This window comes from Mediterraneibacter flintii, assembly GCF_055387595.1.
The window spans coordinates 2,839,411-2,856,649 of the sequence record NZ_AP031405.1 but is presented as its reverse complement, the minus strand read 5'-3'; the positions used below and the strand labels follow the sequence as shown (position 1 = coordinate 2,856,649).

At 44.4% G+C, this 17,239-nt stretch carries 13 protein-coding genes; 9 read left to right on the top strand and 4 right to left on the bottom strand.

Features of this window, described 5'->3' with window-relative positions:
- Positions 1–7: 7 nt before the first annotated feature.
- Positions 8–1,714, bottom strand: a complete 1,707-nt coding sequence (locus ACZ5C4_RS13720) for a S8 family peptidase (protein ID WP_464521503.1) — start codon at positions 1,712–1,714, stop codon at positions 8–10.
- A 157-nt stretch (positions 1,715–1,871) separates the two neighbouring features.
- Here ACZ5C4_RS13720 and ACZ5C4_RS13715 point away from each other — a divergent pair, with 157 nt between their 5' ends.
- From ACZ5C4_RS13715 to ACZ5C4_RS13700, 4 genes are read left to right on the top strand one after another with little or no spacing between them, the layout of a single operon-like run.
- Positions 1,872–2,678, top strand: a complete 807-nt coding sequence (locus ACZ5C4_RS13715; protein WP_464521502.1) for a zinc ribbon domain-containing protein — start codon at positions 1,872–1,874, stop codon at positions 2,676–2,678.
- 36 nt (positions 2,679–2,714) lie between these two features.
- Positions 2,715–3,257: a signal peptidase II gene (locus ACZ5C4_RS13710; RefSeq protein ID WP_464521501.1), complete on the top strand. Its 543-nt coding sequence runs from the start codon at positions 2,715–2,717 to the stop codon at positions 3,255–3,257.
- Positions 3,254–4,090, top strand: coding sequence for an NAD(+) diphosphatase (gene nudC, locus ACZ5C4_RS13705; RefSeq protein ID WP_464521500.1), 837 nt, complete (start codon positions 3,254–3,256; stop codon positions 4,088–4,090). Before ACZ5C4_RS13710 ends, nudC begins: the two co-directional genes overlap by 4 nt.
- 12 nt (positions 4,091–4,102) lie before the next feature.
- A complete protein-coding gene (locus ACZ5C4_RS13700) occupies positions 4,103–4,525 on the top strand; it encodes a bacteriohemerythrin (RefSeq protein ID WP_464521499.1) in 423 nt (140 codons plus the stop codon).
- A 95-nt stretch (positions 4,526–4,620) separates the two neighbouring features.
- Here ACZ5C4_RS13700 and ACZ5C4_RS13695 read toward each other — a convergent pair whose 3' ends face one another.
- From ACZ5C4_RS13695 to ACZ5C4_RS13685, 3 genes are read right to left on the bottom strand one after another with little or no spacing between them, the layout of a single operon-like run.
- Entirely contained in the window at positions 4,621–5,802 is a 1,182-nt protein-coding gene (locus ACZ5C4_RS13695) for a quaternary amine ABC transporter ATP-binding protein (RefSeq protein WP_464521498.1), read from the bottom strand.
- A 17-nt stretch (positions 5,803–5,819) separates the two neighbouring features.
- Positions 5,820–7,706, bottom strand: coding sequence for a glycine betaine ABC transporter substrate-binding protein (locus tag ACZ5C4_RS13690; RefSeq protein WP_464521497.1), 1,887 nt, complete (start codon positions 7,704–7,706; stop codon positions 5,820–5,822).
- Positions 7,707–7,747: 41 nt separating this feature from the next.
- Positions 7,748–8,365 carry a GntR family transcriptional regulator gene (locus ACZ5C4_RS13685; RefSeq protein ID WP_464521496.1) on the bottom strand — a complete coding sequence of 206 codons (618 nt, stop codon included), beginning with the start codon at positions 8,363–8,365 and terminating at the stop codon, positions 7,748–7,750.
- Positions 8,366–8,591: 226 nt separating this feature from the next.
- Here ACZ5C4_RS13685 and clpB point away from each other — a divergent pair, with 226 nt between their 5' ends.
- The 5 genes from clpB (at position 8,592) to priA (ending at position 17,224) form a co-directional block, all read left to right on the top strand.
- Entirely contained in the window at positions 8,592–11,189 is a 2,598-nt protein-coding gene (clpB, locus tag ACZ5C4_RS13680; protein ID WP_186876847.1) for an ATP-dependent chaperone ClpB, read from the top strand.
- Positions 11,186–12,442: a DNA polymerase Y family protein gene (locus tag ACZ5C4_RS13675; protein ID WP_464521495.1), complete on the top strand. Its 1,257-nt coding sequence runs from the start codon at positions 11,186–11,188 to the stop codon at positions 12,440–12,442. Before clpB ends, ACZ5C4_RS13675 begins: the two co-directional genes overlap by 4 nt.
- Positions 12,405–13,436, top strand: coding sequence for an acyltransferase (locus tag ACZ5C4_RS13670; RefSeq protein WP_464521494.1), 1,032 nt, complete (start codon positions 12,405–12,407; stop codon positions 13,434–13,436). The genes ACZ5C4_RS13675 and ACZ5C4_RS13670 overlap by 38 nt, the downstream gene beginning before the upstream one ends.
- Positions 13,437–13,512: 76 nt before the next feature.
- Positions 13,513–14,985: a UDP-N-acetylmuramoyl-L-alanyl-D-glutamate--2,6-diaminopimelate ligase gene (locus ACZ5C4_RS13665; RefSeq protein WP_464521493.1), complete on the top strand. Its 1,473-nt coding sequence runs from the start codon at positions 13,513–13,515 to the stop codon at positions 14,983–14,985.
- Between the two features lie 13 nt (positions 14,986–14,998).
- Positions 14,999–17,224, top strand: coding sequence for a replication restart helicase PriA (priA, locus tag ACZ5C4_RS13660; RefSeq protein WP_464521492.1), 2,226 nt, complete (start codon positions 14,999–15,001; stop codon positions 17,222–17,224).
- Positions 17,225–17,239 lie beyond the last annotated feature (15 nt).

Below are 17,239 nucleotides of genomic sequence, written 5' to 3'. Positions count from 1 at the left end.
TTATCGATCATAGCTGCCTCATTTCTTCAAGAGAATTGTACAGGTTTAACTGTCCGTATCCCCATTCACGGTTTGGATAGTCCATGCCGGCAGGACGGACGGCGCCGAGAATCATCAGACTCTTTATCTGATAAGAGTCAATACTGGGGTTCCCCAGGTGAAATAGAATCCATTCCAATAGCAGGGCAGTGCTCCCTGCGGTTATAGCTGTCGCAATGCTGGAACCGGAACGGACAGCAAATCGGCCGTCAGGCAGGGCACCTTCGACTTCAATCCCGGGCGCGGTGATGCTGGGATTGATAAGATTGGTACGGGTATATCCTCTTCCTGAGGATAAGGCAAGACCGTTTGTTGTACCATTATAATAGGAGACAATGACAGGCTTTGAGGTATTAGCCGGATTGGTCAGCGTATAGTAAGGATCTGGATTTAAGAAGTACACCTCTCCGCTTATAAATTCAGTAAGTGGGAGCCAGATATGGAAACGGCCATCTATAACGCGCAGAGGTTCTACAACCAATTTCCAGATTCCAGGAGCAGGCGCTGTAAAACGAAAAGAAATAAGTTCTGAATTTGTCTGCTCTACGAGAATCCGATAGTCAATATTTACGGTAGTGCGCTCAAACAGAAAGTTTAATTCTGTAATTTCATTTACCCGAACAGGAAGCGTAGAAGTGGATTCTCCGGAGGGAGAAATCAGGGAGATGGACAGAAAATTCGGGATTTCTGTCCACAGCTCCATTGTAAATCCAGAGACATTTTCCCCGACTCTTATTTCTACGGTTTTTGTATCTTTATTATCCAGTATTTCATTGTAATAATGATGTCTTTTGTCTGCCTCATTTCCTACTCCTATTACGGGAATTCGGTTGGCGGAGCTGCTGTAGTCATCAATCAGTGTCGACAGGGGAAGAGAGCCGATATGTCCGCCCATACTGGTGCCGAGTGCGATGCAAAGAACAAGAGGCATACCCAAAGAATCAGCCAGGTCGTTTAGATATTTCAGGGCAAGCATAATATCGTTTTCCTGATAGCATATCGTATCATCGGGGATATAATAATATTCCTTTAAGTATTGCTTTGCGGGTTTTAATTTGACTACGGCCAATGTAGATTCAGGAGCTGCGCCTAAAAATTGGCGGGAGGGTTCGGCAGAACCTGCTGCGAGACTGGCGAGAAATGTGCCATGACCGATTTCATCTCTGGTAGGAACAACGGAAAGGGGATTGTCTAGAGCGAGCGCATCATTGAGGTCATTCTGTGTGTATTCAGAGCCATATAAAAATCCATCGGGCGGAGTGCCGGTTTGGATTGTCTGATCCCAGATTGCGGCAATACGGGTAGAACCGTCCAGATTTCTGAATACAGTGTTTGTATAATCAATTCCGCTGTCTATAAAACCGATCAAAATGCCATTTCCTTTTAATTGCAAGGTGGGATAATTTTGGATGGGAAGAATTCCAGCCTGATTGAGTGTGTCCATGCTAAGCGGAGCGTAACATTTAGGAATCGAGTTATAAGAAAACTGCTTGCTGGTAAGAGTTCCTGCCTGGAGTGCAGGCAGATAGATGCAGCGGTAGTCAAAGCCGGCATACTGTTCACAGACAGGGTTCTGTGCAATATTTTCTAAAAAGGGAGTGCGGTTTTCATTTATAATAAAATCTCGGTAATCTTCAGAAAGAATCCATTCCTTACATTTTGTTTCATTTGTCATGGAGACCTCTTCGTAAATAGACTTTGTGATAATATATGCGAAAGAAGAGAAAATATTATAAAAATGTAAATTCGGAAATGATATGGTTGAAGTTGACAGATAGTGGGGTATAATGTATATAAGTTCAAAGCGGTATATATTGAAAAAGACGGTCTGTATGTTGGATAAGACAGACTGTGAAATGAAGGGAGACGACAGCATGAAAGATTTTTTTGAGGATTTAGGAAAAAGGATTGGTGAAACAGCAGAAACGGTGGCGAATAAGGCCGGTGAGGCGGTGGAGATACAGCGTTTGAGAAATCAGATCCGTTCTCTGGAACGGGAGAATGAAAAAGATTTGACAGAGATTGGAAACATAATATACCGCCTTTATAGGAAAAATAAGAAAGTAGAAGAAGAGGTGGCAGCTTACTGTGAAGCGATTGAAAACAGGGAGGACAGTATAAGAGAATACCAGCATAAAATCGTGGAAGTAAGAGGAGCAGTAAAATGTCATGCGTGTGGCAGGATGGCAGCAAAGGAGATGTCATTTTGCCCATATTGTGGAGAAAAGATAGAAAAAGAGGCAGAAGGAGAATTTTCGGAGAAAGTAAAAGAAAAAGCAGCAGAAACAGCACAGGAGGCAGCAGATATGACGGGAAAGACAGCGCAGAGAACAGCAGAGGCAGTGGACAAGGCAGCGCAAAGAACAGCAGATGCAGCGGGAAAGGCAGCACAGAAGACAGCAGACGCAGCAGATAAGGCGGCGCATAAGACAGCCGAAGCGATGGACAAGGCGGTACAAAAAACGGCAGATGCGGCAGATAAGGCGGCACAGAAGACGGCCGATACAGCGGATAAGGCAGTGGAAAAAACGGTGGATATGGTGCACAAGGCAGCGGAGAAGGTTGCAGATACGGCAGAAAAGGTAGCAAGAAAAGCGTCTGATGTAGCAGATAAAGCTGAAAAAGATACAGGAAAATAAGCAGTAAGAGGAGTTTTTCTGCCAGGAGGAGGCAAGATGGCGGGGATAATTAAAGGAGCAGGGGCAGCAGGACTGCTGGCTGCGGCAGATCAGATAATAAAAAATTATGTAGAAAAGCATGTAGAAGATCAGGAAGAAAAAAAGCTTGGCAGAAGGATAATTGTCAGAAAAGCACACAATAAAGGGGCGTGTATGAATTTGTTTGACAGCCGTCCAGATGTTGTGCGTATCCTTTCTTTGTTTCTTTGCTTGGTACTTGCTTTTCGCCAGGTATTTACCTTTGAGAAGAAGGGACAGCTCTGTGAAAAAGCAGGCCTGACCCTTCTGGCAGGGGGTGCGTGGAGCAATACGCTGGACAGGTGGGCGCGCGGATATGTTGTAGATTATATAGCTGTGAACGGTAAAAAAGGAAGCGGAAATATTACGTTTAATCTGGGAGATGTGTTTATCTTTCTCGGGAGTATTCTTTTTTCATTGTGTTCGGATACTTGTATTTTTGGGACTGGGCGGTATAATAATAAGGCAGGCTTGAAAAGGCAGAATACAGAAATAAAAAGAAAACAGGAGACGGACAAATGATACAAGACATTGCACCGCACAGCTATGACAATCAATACAGACCTGTTCCTCCTGAAAGGGACAGCATCGCACTGTATTATGAGGAACATACGGTATTATTAAGGAAGACAAGGGAAGGAATAGAATTTCCAAGGTTTCGAGACTTAGAACGTTTAAATGAAGATATATATCAGGATTACATATATTTATTTACAATTGACAAGGAACGGTATTATCTCGTAAAAGGAATCAGCAGAGAACGGCTGTCCGATTTTACCCTCGAGAATACAGAGATCTTTAGAACGGGAGAACCACAGTATCGTGCGTTTGCAGGGATTACAGGATTTCAGCTTTTTAACTGGTATCAATCACATAAGTATTGTGGAAGATGCGGACATCTTATGAAAATGGACAAGAAGGAAAGAATGGTCTACTGTGAGGAATGTCGGAATATGGAATTCCCGAAAATATGTCCGGCGGTCATCATCGGAGTGACGGACAAAAACCGAATCCTACTATCAAAATATGCAGACAGAGCATTCAGAAAATACGCGCTTTTGGCCGGATATACAGAGATTGGTGAAACTGTGGAGGAGACAGTTAAGAGGGAAGTTATGGAAGAGGTGGGGCTAAAGGTAAAAAATATCCGCTATTATAAGAGCCAGCCCTGGTCTTTCACAGATACACTGCTAATGGGATTTTACTGTGATTTGGACGGAGAAGATACAATTATACTTGACAAAGAGGAGCTGGCTCTGGCAGAATGGTTTGAACGGGAAGATATTCCGGTAAAAAGCTCACGGGATAGCCTGACCAATGAAATGATAATGAAATTTAAAAACGGAGAAGTTTAGGAGGTAATATTTATGAGAGCAGAATTTGATGAAAGCTTAGTAACAGGAAATGAAATGATTGATTCACAGCACAAGGAACTGATTGACAAAATCAATAAGCTTCTGGATAGCTGTGAGACTACAAAAGACAAGCTGGTGGCAGTAAAGACACTGGATTATCTCGCAGATTATACAGAATTCCACTTTGGAGAGGAGGAAAAGCTGCAGGAGTCTATTCAGTATCCGGGAATCGCAGAACATAAGAAAGAGCATGATAAATTGAGAAATGTCGTAAAGGAGCTTTATAATATGCTGGAAGAGGAAGAAGGGCCGTCGGACGCTTTTGTAGAGCAGGTAAATAAAAATGTGATTGAATGGCTATATAGACATATCAAAGGATTTGACCGTTCTGTGGCGGAGTATAAGTTTATGAATGATAGTAGTGAAAGGCTATAAAGAATCAAATACAGATTCGGGACGAAGTCAGAAAAAAGACGGCAGGCCTGTGTACGGATTACGTGCACAGGCCTGTTGCTTTAGAGAAAAATAAGTTACGCCAATGAGGACAATACCTTTGCCTTTGTCACAATACCCTTGAGTTGCCCGTCTTTTCCTACAGCGGCGATTGGGTAATGCGCCGAGGCAGCCAAGGCCATAATATCTGCTACCAGGGTATCGGTATCTACTACGGGTATTTCCTTTTCCATAATATCTGTGATGAGGAGATGCTCCTTTCTGGCGCGCAGAGCGTCATTGATGGTGAGAACTCCGGCAAGGCGCAGATCCTTATCTACGACATATACGGTAGACAGTTCATTTTTATTCATTACACGAATGGCGTGTTCTGGCCCATCATCTGTCTGGATCAATGCCTTTGGTGTGATCATGATGTTGTGGACACAGAGCACATGAGACTTATCTGCATTATTGATAAAGGCTTCTACATATTCATTGGCAGGGTGTTCACTCATCTGCTCCGGAGTGTCAACCTGGACTAATTTTCCATCTTTCATAATTGCCACAGTGTCTCCAAGCTTAAACGCTTCATCAATATCATGGGTAATAAATATCACTGTTTTTTTAAGCTTACGCTGTATTTGAAGAAGTTCAAACTGCATATCCTGCCGAACGAGAGGATCCAGTGCAGAAAACGGCTCATCCATCAAAAGTACATCTGGGTCATTGGCAAGTGCGCGTGCGATACCGACACGCTGGCGCATACCGCCGGAAAGATTTTTGCAGGACTGATGCTCCCAGCCGGATAGACCGACCATTGAGATGACTTCCATTGCCTTTTTTTCGCGCTCGGCCTTGGAAACTCCTTTGACTTCAAGACCATAGGCGACATTTCCCAGAACATCCCGATGACTCATCAGTCCGAAGGACTGAAAAACCATAGAAATATTGTTGCGGCGAAATGTAAGCAGCTCTTTTTTGGAAAGCTTAGAAAGATCCCTTCCGTTGAAGCAGACAGAACCGGAGGTAGGTTTATTCAGCCGGTTAAAACACCGGACGAGTGTAGATTTTCCAGAGCCAGACAGACCTATGATAACGAAGATCTGTCCGCGGGGAATTTCCAGATTAATATCCCACAATGCCACAGATACCCCTGTTTTTTTCTGCACCTCTTTCTTTTGACTGCCCGCCTCCATAAGCCGCACAGCTTCTGTTTTATTTAATCCATATAATTTGCTTACATGGTGCACTTCGATTACATTTTCATTCCTATCCATATATTCTCCTCCAGCTTTTACTCTTCATTTCCGTTGTCTGTATTGTCACTATTTTTGTTGAACCAGCCCTGTGTAAGACGATCTAACACGACGGCGAGGATAACAACACAGCTGCCGGCAATAAGCCCGCGTCCGATTTCGATACGGTTGACTGCGTTTAACACCTCCATGCCAAGACCACGAGCGCCGATCATAGAACAAGTAACGACCATTGCCATAGCCATCATTAACGTTTGATTCACGCCGGTCATAATTGTAGGAACTGCCTGCGGTATCTGTACTTTAAACAGAGTCTGCCACCTGGTTGAGCCAAAGGAACGCGCAGCCTCGACGACTTCTTTGTCTACCTGGCGAATTCCCAGGCTGGTTAAACGGATGACAGGCACAATCGCATAGATCACTGTTGCGATCACTGCGGATGCATTGCCCATGCCGAACAGAAGAAGCGCCGGAATCAAGTAGACGAATACAGGCATAGTCTGCATTGTATCCAGAATAGGACGTACAATCCGGTTTGCTCTTTGAGAATTAGAGATCAGGATACCTACAGGGAGACCCAGCAGGAGAGCGATCACAACGCTTGCCAGTACAATAGAAAGCGTCAGCAGCATCTCATCCCAGTAACCTACTATGCCGACCAGACTTAATATGGCCGCATATAGAATTCCGCTGCGTATCCGGCGGCGAACCCTCCATCCAAGTAAAAAGACAAGGAGGAGAAGCAAGAACCAAGGGATATGTGACAGCAGCCATTTAAACAAATTCACCAGGCCTCCGAGAACGTTTTGGACTGCCTGGAGCACGGAATCTGCCGCGACAGCAAATTCACGCACGGCGCTGTCGATTGCTGCTGTATCCGGGCTGAATACGACTGGAAAATGAAAGAGCCAATCGGAGCTATCACCGCTTTTGGAGTCTTTCGCTAAGCAGGCATTGAGCAGTTCTGCCTGTTCTGAAGTGAGCCATTCTTCTATCAATTCGGGATGCTGCTTTAAAAGATATTTTGCGGCCGCTTCATGGTCATCCGGATCGTTTTTCTGCATATAGGCAAGTCCCTCGCTGATGAGTTCGGAACCGGTGTGATAGTTAGATAAAAATTCACAAAATTCGGGATTGGATTTGGCAAATTCATTACTTGCAGCTACGGTTACAGTCACAGCAGGGTACGCACCGATACCGTCGTGATAAGTATTGGGATCATAGGGGCTGTCTTCAAGCAAAACCAGATCATATTTTCCCATGAGCCATGTGGGCTCCCAGTAATATGCGACAAAAGGCTCTTCTTTGTCCCAGGCGGAAGTAATTGTAGAGTCTAAGGCGGCATTGCTGCCTGGAACGAGGTAGTTATAATACTGATCCAGACCGTAGGCATCTATCTTCTTTTGCATAATTTCAGTAGCTTCCCAGCCAGGAATTCCGCCATAGATGATTCCTTTGGAGGTATCTTCCGGATCTGGAAAGAGTTCCGGATATTTTTCCAGATCCTGAACGGTTTTGAGATCTGGATATTTATCAGCTACATACTTAGGGATATACAATCCCTGGTAATTATCGTCAAAATTGATTCCAAGCTCTGTAAAAGTGCCGTCCTCCAGATCGCTTTGATAGGTCGGAATATTATTTGTCCATTCCTCCATATTTACATCGATTTCATTTTTCATCAATGCTTCATGGGTGATAGGGGTAGAACCGGGTACTTCCACCCAGGTATATCCAAAGACCTCTTCGGCGATCAGCCCTGCAATGGCGTTGTTGAGCTTCACAGAATCCCAGCCTACATCGGCAAAAACAATCTCCTGTTTTTCTTTTGTCTCTGCCGCCTCTGTTTGAACAGCGGGAACAATGGAGAAAAAAGTGCCCGACAGCAGTATGGAGGCGACGGTAAGAGATAAAATCTTTTTCATAAATAAAAGTCCTCCTGTACATAATATAGTAAAAATTAGAATCAGCCGACGAGTTCTGTGATATAGCTGATGCTGGCTACATTGCATGCTACGACAAGAACATCGCCGATATACAGCGTAGTTTCTGAATCAGGGGAGAGCTGTACCTTCCCGTCTCTTCGGATAGCGACAACTGTACCGCCGGTGCTCTGCCTGAATTGTATGTCAGCGAGTGTCTTTCCGGCTGCCTTGCTGTCTGCACGAACAGTAAATTCATAGGTCTTAAGCTGCTCACTGTCCTTAAAACGTTCCTCTAAATCCATGATTTTTAAGAAGGTATCATAAATATCTCGGTTTAGCTGATCTCTTTGGGAAGTCAACTCTTTTAGCTGGGATTTCAAGGCTCTTAAATCGTTGTCTACCTTGTATTGCTCCACATAGACAAGTGCATTCTGCCGAGATATAACGGTCGCGCCTACATTTTGTTGAATTTCGATTATATTCATATTAGAAAGTAAATTCATGGCACGCCGGATTGTCTCAGAAGATACCCCATATTGGGAACCCATCAAAGAACGTCCGGAAAAGCGCTGCCCCTCCACCAGCTTTCCGTTCGCAATCTGTGAGGCAATATCGTAGGCGACGCGGCCATAGATGGGGATGTTTTTTGAAATTCTCATAATAGCGCTCCTTATATATTCAAGTATTGACAACCCAATATTAATATTAGGGTTGTCAGATGTCAATAGAAGGAATACAATCTTTATGCGATTTTAAGATTATCAAGGAATAAGTATAATAAAGTATAAACAATATCTAAAATTAGCACTCGATGCTTGACAGTGCTAACAATCATTGCTATATTACTTATAGAACAATGAAACGAATAGTAAAGGAGGATTTGCTATGAACATAAATAAATTTACGCAGAATTCTATGCAGGCGGTGCAGTCCTGCGAGAAATTGGCTTATGAATATGGAAACCAGGAGCTTGCACAGGAACATCTTTTGTATGCTCTTGTCACGCAGGATGACAGTCTTATTTTAAAACTGCTTGAGAAAATGAGTATTCAAGGGTCTCTGTTTGTCAACCGGACGGAGGAGTTGCTGCGCAAACGTCCAAAAGTACAGGGAGGACAGGTATTTGTAGGCCAGGATTTGAACAATGTCCTGATACACGCAGAAGATGAGGCGAAGCAGATGGGAGATGAATATGTATCTGTTGAGCATTTGTTTTTATCCCTGCTGAAATATGCAGGCAGAGACGTAAAACCACTTTTCAGAGAGTTTGGGATCAGCAGAGAGGGCTTTTTGCAGGCGCTTTCTACTGTGCGCGGAAACCAGAAGGTGACCAGTGATAATCCAGAAGCGACGTATGACACATTGAATAAATACGGGCAAGATCTGGTGGAACGGGCGCGGGACCAGAAATTGGATCCAGTCATAGGAAGGGATGAAGAAATCCGTAATGTAGTCCGAATCCTCTCGCGTAAGACAAAGAATAACCCTGTCTTGATAGGGGAGCCGGGTGTCGGCAAAACAGCAGTAGTAGAAGGACTTGCACAGAGAATTGTCAGTGGGGATGTTCCGGAGGGCCTTAAGGAGAAGACGATTTTTTCCCTGGATATGGGAGCGCTGGTAGCAGGGGCAAAATACCGCGGAGAATTTGAAGAGCGATTAAAGGCAGTATTAGAGGAAGTAAAGAACAGCGACGGAAAAATTATTCTGTTTATCGATGAGCTGCATACAATCGTAGGAGCAGGAAAAACAGACGGTGCAATGGATGCAGGAAATATGCTAAAGCCAATGCTTGCGCGGGGAGAATTACACTGTATCGGTGCGACAACGCTGGACGAATACAGACAGTATATTGAAAAAGACGCGGCGTTGGAACGCCGTTTCCAGCCTGTCATGGTAGAGGAGCCTACTGTGGAAGATGCAATATCGATTCTGCGCGGGTTAAAAGAACGTTATGAAGTATTTCATGGAGTGAAGATTACAGACAGTGCATTGGTAGCTGCGGCAACCCTATCGAACCGGTATATATCCGATCGTTTCCTGCCGGATAAAGCGATCGACCTAGTAGATGAGGCGTGTGCGCTGATAAAGACGGAGCTGGATTCCATGCCTACAGAGCTGGACGAACTTAGAAGACGGGTTATGCAACTGGAGATTGAGGAAGAGGCATTGAAAAAAGAAGAGGATCGCTTAAGCAGAGAACGGCTGGAGCATCTTCAGGAAGAACTGTCTGAACTAAAAGAAGAGTATGCGGGAAAGAAGGTACAGTGGGAAAATGAAAAGACCTCCGTTGAACGGGTGCAGAAAATTCGCGAAGAAATAGAGCAGGTAAATAAGGAAATACAAAAGGCACAGCGGGAATATGATTTGAACAAGGCGGCAGAGCTTCAGTATGGAAAGCTTCCACAGCTTCAAAAACAGTTGGAGGACGAGGAAGAAAAGGTAAAGGCAAAGGATTTAAGTCTGGTTCACGAAGCTGTTACAGAGGAAGAAATTGCAAGAATCATATCCAGATGGACAGGAATTCCGGTAGCAAAATTAAACGAAAGTGAGAGAAATAAAACACTCCATCTTGCAGAGGAGCTGCACAAGCGTGTGATCGGACAGGAGGAAGGCGTGGAATTGGTGACAGAGGCGATTATCCGTTCTAAGGCAGGGATCAAAGACCCTTCTAAACCAATCGGTTCTTTCTTGTTTCTAGGCCCTACGGGGGTTGGAAAAACAGAGCTTGCCAAAGCGCTTGCCGCAGATTTGTTTGATGACGAGAACAATATGGTTCGCATTGATATGAGCGAGTATATGGAAAAGTATTCTGTATCCCGACTTATCGGAGCGCCTCCGGGATATGTAGGATATGACGAGGGAGGACAGCTTACGGAAGCAGTCAGAAGAAAACCATATTCCGTTGTATTGTTTGACGAGATTGAAAAGGCACATCCGGATGTATTTAATGTACTGCTTCAAGTGTTGGACGACGGGCGTATTACAGATTCACAGGGACGCACAGTAGACTTTAAGAATACGATACTGATTATGACCTCCAATATCGGTGCAGGATATTTGTTGGAAGGAATTCGGGAAGACGGAACGATAGAGGAACGCAGCCAAGAGATGGTAATGCACGATTTGAGAGGACATTTCAGACCGGAATTTTTAAACAGATTGGATGAAATAATCATGTTCAAACCATTGACGAAAACAAATATTCGTGCGATCATTGATTTGTTAATAGCGGATGTCAACAGACGTCTTCAGGAGAAAGAACTAAGAATAGAACTGACAGAGGCTGCGAAGAGTTTTGTCGTAGAAGGCGGATATGATCCGATGTACGGGGCAAGACCGCTTAAGAGATACCTGCAGAAAAACGTAGAGACACTGGCAGCAAGATTGATTCTTGCAGGGAATGTAGGAAGAGAGGATACTATCATAATAGATGCTTCTGACGGAAAACTAGAGGCGAGGGTGAAAGGACAGGTTATTGCATGAGACCTACCATTTTCCATATTGACGTCAACTCGGCCTATTTAAGCTGGACGGCAGTAGAGCAATTGAAAAGTGGTGCAAAGCAGGACTTACGTACGATACCGGCGATTATCGGCGGCGATCAGAAAGCACGCCGAGGTGTAGTGCTTGCGAAGTCTCTGCCTGCAAAACGATATGGCATCCGCACGGGGGAACCCGTTGCGAATGCCTTTCGTAAGTGTCCAAACCTGGTGATGGAAGCGCCAGATCGCGCGATGTACAAGGAAAAAAGCCGGCGTCTGATCACATATCTTAAGACATATACAAAGGAGATAGAACAGGTCAGCATAGATGAGTGCTACATGGATTTTACATCTATAGCAGGAAAGTATCCTTCCTGTGTAGATGCTGCCTTTGAGATAAAGAATGGAATACGGGAAAAATTTGGATTCACAGTGAACATTGGAATCTCTACAAACAAGCTGTTGGCGAAAATGGCATCGGATTTTGAGAAACCAGATAAAGTACATACATTATTTCCAGAAGAAATTCAGGTGAAAATGTGGCCGCTGCCAATCGGGGAATTATATATGGCGGGACATTCCAGTGTAGAGACGTTAAAAAAGCTGGAAATTCAGACGATAGGGGATTTAGCGCAGGCGGATCCAAAGCTGATAGCGCTGCATTTAAAAAGTCATGGGAAAATGCTCTGGGAATTTGCCAACGGCATCGATCACTCCCTGGTGCAGTCAGAGCAGACAGAGGCAAAAGGAATCGGAAATTCAACGACTCTGTCAGAGGACGCGAGAACCTTAGAAGAGATACAGCAGGTTTTTGACAGACTGGCGGACAGTGTGGGAATGAGGCTGAAAAAAGCGGGACAGAAAGCATATATGGTAAGTATGGAAATCAAATACTATGATTTTCAGACGATTTCTCATCAAATGCAGTTAGACAGACCGACAAATAAACCTCAAATTTTATATGAAACAGCGCTCCGTCTGTTTAAAGAGGTATGGAACGGAGAACCGGTAAGGCTTCTTGGAATCCGAACAGCAAAGCTGGTAGATGAAACAGAGCCGGAACAGATTACCATATTTGATGTAGAGATGCCCAAACCTACGGATGAGAAGCATAAGAAACTAAACGCGGCCGTAGAAGAGCTAAATGCACGCTTTGGAAAAGGTGCGGTCGTCAAGGGTACATTTTTGAGAAAGGGAAGCAAGAGGAAAAAAAGAAATGAAGGAAAAGCCGAAGATAAGAAAAAGGGATTATAATCTGGAGTTCATCCGAATGGTTTCCTTTCTTTTTGTGATTGCCATTCATGTAACGAATTATTTTTGCCGTGCGTATGGAGAAATTTCTGCCGGGGAATACTATTTTTCTCTGGTATTAGATACAGTGGCACGGGTGAGTGTTCCATGCTTTTTTATGATTACCGGAGCGCTTCTTCTGGGAAGGGAAGAGCCGCTTGAAAAACATGTCAGGAGGCTTTTGCGGTTTGTGGTGGCTTTGGTGGTGTGGAGCATTGTCTATTACCTGTGGAACACATTTTATATGAAAACCCCGTATGATTTGGGTGATATTTTGTATGTGCCTGCGGAACCGCATCTGTGGTATTTGTATGCGATGATTCCCATTTACCTGGTGATTCCTTTTTTGCAGGTTATGTGCCGGTTTATGGGAATAAAGCTGGAATACGCATTTCTGGCAGTGATCAGTGTGACGACAATCTTCAATTATGTCTCTTCGCTTGTCCACGAGGAGGCTTACTATGATTTGCCGTTAATCGGAGATAAAGTCTATATGTATTATGTATTTATCGGATATTATATCTATCGGTATAGAAAGCATATTCGACTTGGGCAGAGGACGGCATTTCTTATATTTGCGGCAAACATGGCTGCTGTATTCGGCATAACTGCCGGAATGACAGTACAGACAGGGGAACATTGCGAGAAGGTTTTAGAATATGGCTGTCCGTTTATAGTAGCCGGTTCAGCAGCGTTCTTTCTCTGGGCAATTCGGTTTAAAAAATGCCGGTTTGAACCAGAGGGAAGACTTAAAAGCTGGATCGACCGTATTTGTTCCTGCTCATTTGGTATCTATCTAATCCATATCCTCTTTCTGGACAATTATAAAAAATATATGGAGCCTGGGGATTTTACGGCGTGGGCAGCGATTCCGCTTCTAATTATCGGAATTGCGGCGGTTTCATATGTATCTGTATTCCTGATACGAAAATGTTCCTGGGGCAGACAAATAACATAAATGCTGTTATAATAAAACGTATTGAGACAAATCCGGCCTGATAAAGAGGCAGAGGTTTCCTGAGGAGGAGTAAAGAATGAAACTAAATGAGTTACTAGAACGTTTGGAATATGAAGTGATCCAGGGAAGTGATGAGACGGAGGTGACAACGCTTGTCAATGATTCTCGGAAAGTAGAGGCAGGCTCTGTTTTTGTATGTATCAGTGGAGCAGTATCTGACGGGCATGCGTATGTAAAGGAAGTGGCAGATAAGAAAGCAGCGGCAGTGATTGTGCAAAGAAAGGTGGACGCGCCGGAGGGGATGACGGTGATAAAGGTCAGCGATTCCCGGTATGCCCTTGCCTTAATGTCAGCAGCATATTTTGGTTATCCTGCAGAGAAGCTGAAAATCATCGGAATCACAGGGACAAAGGGAAAGACTACTACGACCTATCTGATCAAATCGATTTTAGAGGAGGTAGGACATAAGGTAGGGTTAATCGGAACCATTGAGGCGATCATCGGTGAGGAAAGGATTCCGGCAGCGAATACAACACCGGAGTCTTATACGATCCACCAGTATTTTGCCAGGATGCTCAAGGAAGGCTGCGACAGTGTTGTAATGGAAGTGTCCTCCCAAGGTTTGATGCTTCATAGAACCGCAGGGATTCCGTTTGAGATAGGGATTTTTACGAATCTGGGAAAAGATCATATCGGGCCCAATGAACATAAGGATTTTGAAGACTATAAAAGGTGCAAGGGGTTGTTGTTTAAGCAGTGCAGAATTGGAATTGCAAATGTGGACGATAAATATTTTGAAGACGTTTTTCAAAATGCCACTTGCCGGACGGAGACATTTGGATTTTCCAAGAAAGCAGATCTGCGTGCTATGGATGTGCATCTCGTAACCAGGCCGGGCTACCTGGGGGTGGCATACCATGCTTCAGGAGTTATGGATATGGATGTAGAGATCGATATTCCGGGGACATTCAGTGTTTATAATTCTTTGACAGCAATTGCGGTGTGCCGTCATTTTGACGTGCCGGCGGATAAGATTAAAAGAGCACTGAAGCAAGCGAAGGTCAAAGGCAGGATTGAGATGGTGAAAGTCTCAGAGGATTTTACATTGATGATCGACTATGCACACAACGCAATGAGCCTGGAGAGCCTGTTGACAACGCTGAAGGAATATCATCCGCAGAGACTAGTCTGTGTGTTCGGATGTGGAGGAAACCGATCGAAGGATCGCAGATATGAAATGGGAGAAGTATCAGGACGACTTGCAGATCTGACAGTGATTACATCTGACAATCCAAGATTTGAAGAGCCACAGGCAATTATAGATGACATTAAAAAGGGAATTGCAAGGACGAAAGGAAAATATATAGAGATCTGTGACCGGAAAGAGGCAATCCGCTATGTCATTGAACATGGACAGACAGGGGATGTCATTGTCCTTGCAGGAAAGGGGCATGAAGATTATCAGGAAATCAAGGGTGTGAAATACCCGATGGATGAGCGTATTTTGATTCAGGAAGTATTAGAAGAAAGAAAAGAAGAGAAAAAGTAGGTGAGGCAGATACATGTTTGCCAATATTATTGTGGATATTACACACGAAAAGCTGGATAAAATTTTTCAATACAAAGTCCCCTCCCGAATGGAAGGGGAACTTTCTATTGGTATGGAAGTATGGATTCCGTTCGGAAAAGGAAACCGGATTACAAAAGGGTACGTGACGGGCTTTTCCGAGCACAGCGACTATGATGTGTCCAAAATAAAAGAAATCCAGGAAATCTCCAAGGACGGCGTGGCGATTGAGGCAAAACTGATTGCTCTTGCGGCATGGATGAAGGAGCAGTACGGCGGAACGATGATTCAGGCATTAAAGACGGTACTTCCCATCAAGCAAAAGGAAAATGCAAAGGTGAAAAGGCAGGTGCGGCTCCTCCTGGACAAAGAGACAGGAGAGCAAAGACTGGCCTTTTATCTGGAAAAAAATCAGAGAGCGCGTGCGAGGCTGTTGGCTGCACTCTTGGATCATCCGGTGTTGGAGTATGAATTGGTCAACAAGAAGCTAAGTATTACAATGCCTGTGATACGGGCGCTGGAAGAGCAAAAGGTGATCGCTTTAGAGTCCGAACAGATATACCGCAATCCTGTAAAAGGAAAGACGCAGCAGAGGAAAGAAATTACATTTACGCCGGAACAAAAGCATGCGATTGACACTTTTCGGCAAGACTATGAAAGACAATTCTATAAAACGTATCTGCTCTATGGGGTTACTGGAAGTGGTAAGACAGAAGTATACATGGAAATGATACAGCTTGTAGTGAGGCAGGGCAGGCAGGCGATTGTACTGATACCAGAAATTGCCCTGACATATCAGACAGTGCTGCGGTTCTATAGCTGTTTTGGAGATCGGGTATCCATTATGAATTCGCGGATGTCTGCGGGTGAACGTTATGATCAGATGCTGCGGGCCAAAGATGGGGAAGTAGATGTGATGATAGGGCCGCGTTCTGCATTGTTTACTCCGTTGCCAAATTTAGGGTTGATCGTCATAGATGAGGAGCATGAGAATACGTATAAAAGCGAACAGGTGCCGCGCTACCATGCACGAGAGACGGCGATTCAAAGGGCAAGTATGGAACAAGCGAGTGTAGTTTTGGGAAGTGCAACCCCTTCTATGGAGGCAATGTACCGCGCAAGGCAGGGAAACTATACGCTGTTGGAAATGAAGAACAGAAGCGGCATGCAGAAGCTGGCAAAAGTAAGCGTTGTCGATATGCGGGAGGAATTAAAAAGTGGAAATCGTTCTATTTTAAGCAGAAAGCTGCAAGAGATGATGGAAGAAAGGCTGAGAAGAAAGGAGCAGATCCTGTTGTTTTTAAACCGCAGAGGATACGCGGGCTTTCTCTCCTGTCGGGAGTGCGGACATGTGATAAAGTGTCCCCATTGTGACGTGTCACTGTCTCTGCACAGGAATGGAAGGCTTGTATGTCATTACTGTGGATATGAGGAGCCGAAAGCGTCTGCCTGCCCTGTATGCGGATCGCGGCATGTGGGGGAATTTAAAGCGGGGACACAGCAGATTGAAGAGATGGTAAAGCGTAGGTTTCCGCAGGCACGCACCCTTCGGATGGATATGGATACAACACGCGGAAAAGACGGGCATGAAAAGATTTTATCTGCATTTGCAGACAAAGAGGCAGATATTTTAGTGGGTACCCAGATGATTGTAAAGGGACACGACTTTTCAGATGTGACACTGGTGGGAATTTTGGCGGCAGACATGTCTTTATATGCAGATGATTACCGCGCCGGAGAACGTACATTTCAGCTTCTGACACAGGCGGTGGGACGTTCTGGAAGAGGCGATATAGAAGGAGAAGCAGTGATTCAGACATACAGCCCTGAGCATTATGCTGTAGAGACAGCGGCAGCGCAGGACTATGAAACCTTTTATGCAGAGGAAATTCAGTATCGTAAATGGATGGGGTATCCGCCGGCAGAGAATCTGCTGGCTGTACTGGCAAGCGGCAAAGAAGAGGCTATATTAGAGACAGGATGCAAATATTTAAAGGAATTTGTCACGCGTTTTTTGGGGGCAGGAGAAATACAGATAATTGGGCCTGCAAGCCCTGGAATCGGAAAAATCAACGATGTATATCGAAGAGTACTCTATATAAAAGCAAAAAGATATGATACACTGGTAGGGATAAAAAACAGACTAGAGCAATATATTGAAGTGAATTCTGGATTTGCTAAGATGCGGATTCAGTTTGATTTCAATCCGATGCATCTATAAGAAAAACAGGAGGCA

Excerpts from the sequence above, each read along its gene's own strand:
- ACZ5C4_RS13665 (WP_464521493.1), top strand. The coding sequence starts at position 13,513 with ATGAAACTAAATGAGTTACTAGAACGTTTGGAATATGAAGTGATCCAG.
- ACZ5C4_RS13670 (WP_464521494.1), top strand. The coding sequence starts at position 12,405 with ATGAAGGAAAAGCCGAAGATAAGAAAAAGGGATTATAATCTGGAGTTC.
- ACZ5C4_RS13720 (WP_464521503.1), bottom strand. The coding sequence starts at position 1,714 with ATGACAAATGAAACAAAATGTAAGGAATGGATTCTTTCTGAAGATTAC.
- nudC (WP_464521500.1), top strand. The coding sequence starts at position 3,254 with ATGATACAAGACATTGCACCGCACAGCTATGACAATCAATACAGACCT.
- ACZ5C4_RS13700 (WP_464521499.1), top strand. The coding sequence starts at position 4,103 with ATGAGAGCAGAATTTGATGAAAGCTTAGTAACAGGAAATGAAATGATT.
- ACZ5C4_RS13685 (WP_464521496.1), bottom strand. The coding sequence starts at position 8,365 with ATGAGAATTTCAAAAAACATCCCCATCTATGGCCGCGTCGCCTACGAT.
- priA (WP_464521492.1), top strand. The coding sequence starts at position 14,999 with ATGTTTGCCAATATTATTGTGGATATTACACACGAAAAGCTGGATAAA.
- ACZ5C4_RS13675 (WP_464521495.1), top strand. The coding sequence starts at position 11,186 with ATGAGACCTACCATTTTCCATATTGACGTCAACTCGGCCTATTTAAGC.
- ACZ5C4_RS13695 (WP_464521498.1), bottom strand. The coding sequence starts at position 5,802 with ATGGATAGGAATGAAAATGTAATCGAAGTGCACCATGTAAGCAAATTA.
- ACZ5C4_RS13710 (WP_464521501.1), top strand. The coding sequence starts at position 2,715 with ATGGCGGGGATAATTAAAGGAGCAGGGGCAGCAGGACTGCTGGCTGCG.
- clpB (WP_186876847.1), top strand. The coding sequence starts at position 8,592 with ATGAACATAAATAAATTTACGCAGAATTCTATGCAGGCGGTGCAGTCC.
- ACZ5C4_RS13690 (WP_464521497.1), bottom strand. The coding sequence starts at position 7,706 with ATGAAAAAGATTTTATCTCTTACCGTCGCCTCCATACTGCTGTCGGGC.
- ACZ5C4_RS13715 (WP_464521502.1), top strand. The coding sequence starts at position 1,872 with ATGTTGGATAAGACAGACTGTGAAATGAAGGGAGACGACAGCATGAAA.